This window comes from Brevibacterium samyangense (assembly GCF_039529845.1).
GTDB classification, from domain to species: Bacteria; Actinomycetota; Actinomycetes; order Actinomycetales; family Brevibacteriaceae; genus Brevibacterium; species Brevibacterium samyangense.
This window is the reverse complement of the sequence record NZ_BAAANO010000017.1, coordinates 127,514-134,549: the sequence shown is the minus strand read 5'-3', so window position 1 is coordinate 134,549 and position 7,036 is coordinate 127,514. Positions and strand designations below refer to the sequence as shown.

Sequence of the window (7,036 nt, the reverse complement as noted above, 5' to 3'; positions counted from 1 at the left end):
CGACACGGCGCCTCGGCGGTTTCTGGGCGAGGGGTGGTGGCCGCACAGGGCGGTTTCTGCGCTGAGCGGTTCATGCACCGGGCGCGGCTTCTCCACGGAGGGCCGAGAGGCTTCGAGATCGCGATTCCCTACGGGAGCGCCGTTGAAATCCCGATCGAATGTCGGGTTCGGCGAAAAACCCGCATTCGATTGCGACCTCGATGCCGCCGACCTCAGCCGATCGTCCATTCGACGGGCGCGGCTCGCCGTGCTTCGCGACCGCGGCGGGCGCAGCCTCGTGGCCGTGGGCTGTGCCGTTTCCCAGGTGAGTGCCGTGCCGTCTCTCGGCCGAGGGCTGCGTCGCTTCTCAGCCGAGGGCTGTGCAGTCCCCTGGCCGAGGGCTTCGTCGTCCCCTAGCCCAGCGCTCCTGCATTGATTGCCGCGATGCCCTGTGCCAGCAACACCCCGAGCCACGCCGCGAGGGTGATCGCCGCGAGGGTGACCGCGACGCTGAGGATGCCCTTGCGGCGATGACCGGCGGTGTAGAGCCGGACGGCATCGACGAACACCGTCGAGAAGGTGGAGAAGGCCCCGAGGAAACCGGTTCCCGCGACGGCGACCCACGCCTCGGGTGCCTGTGAGACGGCACCGGCCCCGAATGCCCCGAGGACATTCACGACGAGGACGCCGACGGGCCACACGGGGAACCCGAAGAGCGCGGTGACGAACCGGTCGAGGAGGTAACGGGCCGACGCGCCGAAGCCACCTGCGAGGACGACGAGGAGGGTGAGGTCGGTCATCGCGAGGTCTCCTCGGTCACGGTGCCGGCGGGTTCGGTCTCGGTGCCGGCGGGATTCTCCACTGCGCGGGTCGGCAGCGTGGTGTGATGCGCTGCCGCGGCGCGGCGGGCGCTGAGGCGGCGGTTACGGGCGCGTCGCAGGAGAGTCCCGAGCCACCAGCCGAGGACCGCTGCGAGAACGCCCGCCGCGACTGCGACGACGAGCCCGACGAGCCGCTCGCCCGCCGACGCGGTGGCGAGCGCGAGCCCGAGGGTCGAGGCGGTCGTGAGCGAACCGCAGATCCCCGCCGCACCGAAGAGACGACCGAGCTCGGCACGGCGCGTGGGAGCGTGGAGGGAATAGGCGACGAGCGCGCCGAGGAACACCGTGCCGCCCGCGTTGGCGACGAGGACTCCGAGAGGTGCGGCCGCGAACTCGGTGGGGAGCGCGAGGACCGTCGCCCACCGCGCCCACGTGCCGATGAGGCCGCCGGCGAGGACGACGAGTGCACCGAGTGCCCAGTGGACCTGCGAACCGGTGCCGGTGGTCCGTCGGACGCGCGGTCGGACAGGAGCGTTCGGCGTGGCGCTCACGGGAGGACGCTCGTCTCGAGAGCCGTGCGTTCGAAGGCGCGGCGGGCGGCGACGAAGGTGTCGATGAGACGTTCGCCCTGTTCACGGGCCTGTGAGAACTCGCGCCAGCCGTCGTCGCGCAGATCGCCGGGACGGATCTCGTGGACGCCGGAATCGGTGATCGTCTCCTCGTCGATCCACGCGATGAACGCGGCCGCCGCGCGGTGGAGGTCCATGAAGGCATGGTGCGTCCGGGCGCTGCCGAAACTCGTGTGTCCGAACTCCTCGAGGAACGTGCGGACCGGCTCGAGAAGCGTCGGGGACACGGGGGAGTACCCGGTCTCGACACGCATGTGCTGGACGAGTCCGGTATCGAGCGGGAACAGGGCCAGGACGCGGCGGGCCCGCGCGGTGTCCGGGTCGAGCGGGGCCTCGGCGGACTCGGGCGCCGGCGCCACGGTGTGCCGGACCTCGTCCCGCGCCTCGGCGAGGTCCGCGCGGAGCGCGTCCACGCGGTGCTGGAGCGCCGTCCACTCGCGCACGAGCAGTGCGAGGACGCCCGCCATCGCGGCGACCGCGACGAGCCCGATGACCCAGGCGACGTCGTGCAACGGCGGGATCGCGAACAGGACGAGGCACACGAGACCCAGTGCCGCGAGCGCGAGAGCGGCGGGCGAGTTGAGAAGCAGACCGGCGAGTTTCTTCACGGGTCCACCTTAATCGGCGGGCCGGGCGAACCGGCGCAGGGCGCGGCGGTCGCAGGGCGCGGTGGTACCCGAGTCCGGACCACTCACTGCCCGGACCACTCACCGCCCGGACCACTCACTGCCCGGACCACTCACCGCCCGGACCACTCACTGCCCGGACCACTCACCGCCCGGACCACTCACCTCCGGGTCGTTTCCCGGGCGCGGGTACTTCTCGGGCGTGGGCACCCGGCCGCACACTGGAACCGACTCGCATAGTGTTCTGGGGTGCCGGTGTCCTCCGGCGTCCCCTCCGCTCTCCCAGCCAGGACGGTGTCATGACCACGATCGGGATCGTCACGGATTCCACCTCCCGCATCCGCGGTGCCGCTCGCGAGGCCCTCTCCGCCGCGCTCGACGGTCGCTTCACGGTCGTCGACCTCAGCGTCGAGGTCGACGACGAGACCCGTCCCGACTCCGACTGGGAGGCCGGAGAGGTGTGCCGGGCGATGACCGACGGAGCGATCGTGCGGACCTCGATGCCCGGGCCGCTCGCCTTCACGGAGGCCATTGCCGCAGTGCACGCAGCCGGGGCCCACGAGGTGCTCGTCCTCACGCTCTCGTCCGCACTCTCGGGGACGCACGGGGCCGCGGTGGCCGCCGCGGCCGGTTCGGACACCGTCCACGTGATCGACTCCGGCACGACCTCCGAGGCGCTGGCGGGCGCGGTGCGCCGGGCTGCGGCCCGCGCCGTGAGAGGCGACACCGGGGAACTCATCGCCGCCGAGGTGCGCCGCTGGTGCGCCGAGGACTCCCGGGTCTTCTTCGTGCCGGCCACTCTCACGTACCTCGAGCGCGGAGGGCGCATCGGACGTGCCGCGTCGCTGCTCGGCAATGCACTGTCGATCGTGCCGGTGCTCGGGATCGTCGAGGGGGAGGTCCGCCCGCTCGCGAAGGTGCGGACGCGCACGAAGGGTGAGCAGCGCCTCGTGCGTATGGCGGCCGAGGCGGTCGCCCGGATGCAGGAAGCGGGCGCCACGTCCGTCGACGTGATCCTCCTCCATCCCGAACCCGAGGCTCCGCGCGAGGTCCTCGACCGGGTGCGCGGGCTGCTCGCGGCGGAGGGGATCGGTGGAGAGGACCCCGGCGTGAGCGGGCACGGCGCCGGTGTCGCCGTCTCCGAGAGTGTGCTCTCGACGGTCGTCACCGCGCACGTCGGACCGGGGGCACTGGGGATCGCGGTCCAGACCCGACCGTGAGTGAACCCCGGCCGGTGGGGGCCTCCGTGCGCACGTCCGGGTCGACGCGCCCTGGCGCCACTGTCGTGCTCGCAGCTGGGGACGGACCGGTGTGGCGTCCGGTTCGCGGACCGATCACCGAGTGACACATGCGGCCCCGGTCCCCGGCCGGTCCTCTCACGAGGCCGAACATCCGTATCGCGCGGGATCGACGACCGGTGCTCCACGGGGTGGGGACACGGTCGCGGAGATCCACAGCCCTCCACCGTTCCTCGGCGACGGCGCCGGACCGGCACCATCCTGGGGGCATGAGCTCGAATCCGGACGATCGTTTTCTCGCGCTGCTCGGTCGCAGCAGCCGCGGATGGCTTCCGGACGACCCCGAGGACCCCGCTCCCGTCACCACCGTGCACCGGGTGTCCGCCGGGCCGGGCCGGCTGCGAAGCACGTTCCCGTTCCCGTTCGACGACGGCGGTGAGGGCGGCCCTGCGGGTGTGAGCGAGGGCGAAGCGTCCGACGAGGGGAGCAGCAGCACACCCGACGATCGGTCGGTCGTCGACATCTCGACATTGCGCGCCGCGCTCGGCGGAGGAGCTGCGCACGGCGACAGGAGGCAGTTCGACGATCGGCGGCTGTCCGACGGGCGGCGATCCGATGAGGACGGGCCGGAAGCTTCGCAGGGACCGGACCTCGCGGGGTTCTCGTTTCCCGATCAGGACGGCATCGGTGCGCGGCCCGTGCCCCGGACGACGCTCGTCTACCTCGCCGCTGGAATCGTCCTCGTCCTCGCGGTCGTTTTCGTCGTCCTCGACCCGCTGGGCTCCACACCGGGCATGCGGGGTGGGACGGAGGCGGAGGGGACGCCGGGCGGAGCCGAAGCCGCCCACGGAACCGCCGGCGCGGCGGGGCTCGAGAGCGGGACGACGAGCGCCCCCGGAGGACCGGGAGCCTCGAACGACGGCACCGCGGCCGACACACCGACGGCCGGGCCGGTGGTCGTCCACGTCGTCGGTGCGGTCGAGGAACCCGGCGTCGTGGAACTGCCACCGGGCGCCCGGGTGTCCGAAGCGGTCGCCGGCGCCGGCGGTACCGCGGAGGGCGCGGACACCGCGGCGCTCAACCTCGCCCGGGTCCTCACCGACGGGGAACAGGTGTACGTACCGCGGGAGGGCGAGGAACCGGCGGTCGGCGCCGGAACCTCCGGGGGAGGCGGCGTGGCCGCAGGTGGCGCCACCGGAAGCACCGGTGACGCCCCACCGGTCGACCTCAACACGGCCGATCTCGCAGCACTCGAATCATTGCCGGGCATCGGCCCGGTCACTGCGGCGGCGATCCTTGCACACCGGGAGGAGAACGGTCCGTTCACGAGCGTCGACGGGCTGCTCGATGTCAGCGGGATCGGGGAGAAGACCCTCGAGAACCTCCGCGACCGCGCGACGGTGTGAGGCGGTTCCGCACGTGGGTGCTCCGGCACTCCGCGACCGGCCGGCTGCTCATCGCGGTCGCGCTGCTCTGGGCGGCGGTGGGCACAGGCCTCCCGAGCGGCGTCGTGTTCACCGCAGCGCTGGTCCTCACCGCACCCGCGCTCCTGTTCTTCGACCGGTCTCGGGGAGAGTTCGCCAGGTGGGCGTGGTCGACGCTCGTCTTCGCCGGGATCGGGCTGCTTCTCGCCGGGCTCGGCAGTGCGCGCGTCGAGGGGGCTTCCGCGGAGTTCACGGGCGAGGTCACCGTCGTGAGCGATCCCGTCCTCGGGGCGGGTGGAACGTGGTCGGCGACCGTCCTCGGCCGGCACGGGCCGCTCACGGTCCACGCCCACGAGGAACTCCCGCCCGCCGGCACACGTGTCCTCGTCGACGTGACGACCGAGCGCAGTGCCGCACGGGTGAGGGGATTCCTCGATTCCGACCCCGAGGTGCTCGCGGCTCCCGCCGTTCCCTGGACGGTCCGGGCGGACCTCCGGGCCTTCCTCGCCGAGGCGGTGGGCGCCTCGGCCGAGGGGGCACCGGCGCGGGGGCTCGTACCGGGCCTCGTCATCGGGGACACCCGCGCGGTGCCGGCGGCACTCGAGGAGGACATGCAGACGGTGTCGCTCTCGCACCTCGTCGCGGTGTCGGGGTCGAACATCGCGATCGTGAGCGTCGCGGTGCTCTGGGCCGTCCGGTTCCTCACCCCACGGCGCGGGGTCGCCACGGCCTGCGCCGTCGCGGTGACTCTCGGATACGTGTTCGTCGTCGGCCCGGAGCCGAGTGTCGTCCGGGCGGCGGCGATGGGTCTGCTCGGGGCACTCGTGCTCGTCCGGGGGAGCGGGACTCCCGGGCTCGCGGTGCTCGCGACCGCGGTCGGCGTGGTTCTCACGCTGTCGCCGGACCTCGCGGTCACTCCGGGTTTCCAACTGTCCGTCGCGGCGACCGCGGCCCTCGTGCTCCTCGGCGTTCCCGCCTGCGAAGCGCTCGTCCGCAAGCAGGTGCCGTACCCGATCGCGGCCGCCCTCGTCGTACCTGTGTGCGCGCAGATCGGGGTCACACCCGTCCTCCTCACGATCGGAGGGACGCTCAGTGTGTGGTCGGTGCCCGCCAACGTGCTCGTGGCACCCGTCGTCGCTCCGGCGACCGTGCTCGGGATCGTCGTCCTCGCGCTCGGGATGTGCGCCGGGCCGGCAGGTGCTCCTGCGGTCCCCGGCGTCCACGTGCTCGCCGAACTCCTCGGGCATCTGCCGGTCGCGTGCGCGTGGTGGATCGTCCGGACCGCGACCGTGGCCGCCGATCTCCCGGCCGCCGTGTGGCCCTGGGCGTCCGGACCGCTCGGAGTGCTGTGCGCGAGTGCCGCGTGCGCGGGTCTGGTCCTCGGGGTGCTCGTCGATCTCCGGTGGGCGCGGGTGCTCGGAGCGGGCCTGCTCGTGCTCGCCCAGGTCGTCGGAACTCTCGTCCCTGTGGTGGTCCGGCCCCGCCTCGGCGAATGGGAGGTTCTCGTGTGCGACGTCGGGCAGGGGAGCGCCACCGTCGTCGCACTCGGGGACGGGGACGTGCTGCTCATCGACGCGGGCCCGGCCGAGGAACCCCTGCGGGCGTGCCTCGACACGGCAGGTGCGCGGCGCGTGCACCTCCTCGTGTCCCATTTCGATTCCGACCACATCCGCGGGTACCCGGGAGCCACCCGTGGCCGCGATGTCGTGACGCTCCACATCGGGCCCGGGACGCTCGTCGATCCCGTGGCCCGCGACCTCGTGGGCGCGGTCGCACCTCTCGCTCCGACCGTGGTGTCCGCCGGTGACCGCTACGCCTTCGGTGACGTCACGGTCGAGTACCTGTGGCCGAGCGCGGAGCGGGCGGCGTCCCTCGAGGACCCGAACGGCAATTCGCTCGTCGCCCGGGTGACCACCGGGAGCGGCCTCGTCCTCCTCGCTCCGGGGGACGTGGGGGAGGCGGAACAGGGCGCGCTGGCCGCGGAGCTCCGGAACGACCCGGCCGAGACCGACGTCCTGCTCGCGGCCCATCACGGCTCGGGCGACCTCGACCCGGAGTTCTACACCGCGGCCGGTGCGCCGCTCGGGGTCGTTTCCGTCGGTGCCGACAATCGTTACGGTCACCCGCATCCCGATGCGCTCGACGCCTTCGGGCAGGCGGCCGTGCTGCGGACCGATGAGTGCGGGTCGATCGCGGTCGCACTCCGGGACGGCCTCATCGCGGCGCGCGGCACGGCAGCGGTACCGGGAGCGTGCGAGGCGATCGTCCCGCGATGAGATCCGGCACTGTGCCCGTGTCCGAGTGCCCGTGTCCGAGTGC

The 7,036-nt window shown here is 72.9% G+C and carries 6 protein-coding genes; 3 read left to right on the top strand and 3 right to left on the bottom strand.

The features are described from left to right. Positions 1-392: 392 nt before the first annotated feature. The 3 genes from ABD172_RS09810 to ABD172_RS09800 are packed head-to-tail and all read right to left on the bottom strand — an operon-like array spanning position 393 to position 2,037. Entirely contained in the window at positions 393-779 is a 387-nt protein-coding gene (locus tag ABD172_RS09810; RefSeq protein ID WP_344309170.1) for a fluoride efflux transporter FluC, read from the bottom strand. Further along, positions 776-1,351 carry a FluC/FEX family fluoride channel gene (locus tag ABD172_RS09805; protein ID WP_344309168.1) on the bottom strand — a complete coding sequence of 192 codons (576 nt, stop codon included), beginning with the start codon at positions 1,349-1,351 and terminating at the stop codon, positions 776-778. Before ABD172_RS09805 ends, ABD172_RS09810 begins: the two co-directional genes overlap by 4 nt. Next, positions 1,348-2,037, bottom strand: a complete 690-nt coding sequence (locus ABD172_RS09800) for a hypothetical protein (RefSeq protein ID WP_344309166.1) — start codon at positions 2,035-2,037, stop codon at positions 1,348-1,350. The genes ABD172_RS09805 and ABD172_RS09800 overlap by 4 nt, the downstream gene beginning before the upstream one ends. A 317-nt stretch (positions 2,038-2,354) precedes the next feature. On the opposite strand from ABD172_RS09800, the gene ABD172_RS09795 reads away from it, so the two are divergent. From ABD172_RS09795 to ABD172_RS09785, 3 genes are all read left to right on the top strand, one after another. Further along, on the top strand, positions 2,355-3,275 hold the full coding sequence (locus ABD172_RS09795) for a DegV family protein (RefSeq protein WP_344309165.1): 921 nt from the start codon (positions 2,355-2,357) through the stop codon (positions 3,273-3,275). Between the two features lie 287 nt (positions 3,276-3,562). Continuing rightward, a complete protein-coding gene (locus ABD172_RS09790) occupies positions 3,563-4,699 on the top strand; it encodes a ComEA family DNA-binding protein (RefSeq protein ID WP_344309163.1) in 1,137 nt (378 codons plus the stop codon). A gap of 17 nt (positions 4,700-4,716) precedes the next feature. After that, positions 4,717-6,993, top strand: a complete 2,277-nt coding sequence (locus ABD172_RS09785; RefSeq protein WP_344309161.1) for a ComEC/Rec2 family competence protein — start codon at positions 4,717-4,719, stop codon at positions 6,991-6,993. Positions 6,994-7,036 lie beyond the last annotated feature (43 nt).

Excerpts from the sequence above, each read along its gene's own strand:
- ABD172_RS09810 (WP_344309170.1), bottom strand. The coding sequence starts at position 779 with ATGACCGACCTCACCCTCCTCGTCGTCCTCGCAGGTGGCTTCGGCGCG.
- ABD172_RS09790 (WP_344309163.1), top strand. The coding sequence starts at position 3,563 with ATGAGCTCGAATCCGGACGATCGTTTTCTCGCGCTGCTCGGTCGCAGC.
- ABD172_RS09795 (WP_344309165.1), top strand. The coding sequence starts at position 2,355 with ATGACCACGATCGGGATCGTCACGGATTCCACCTCCCGCATCCGCGGT.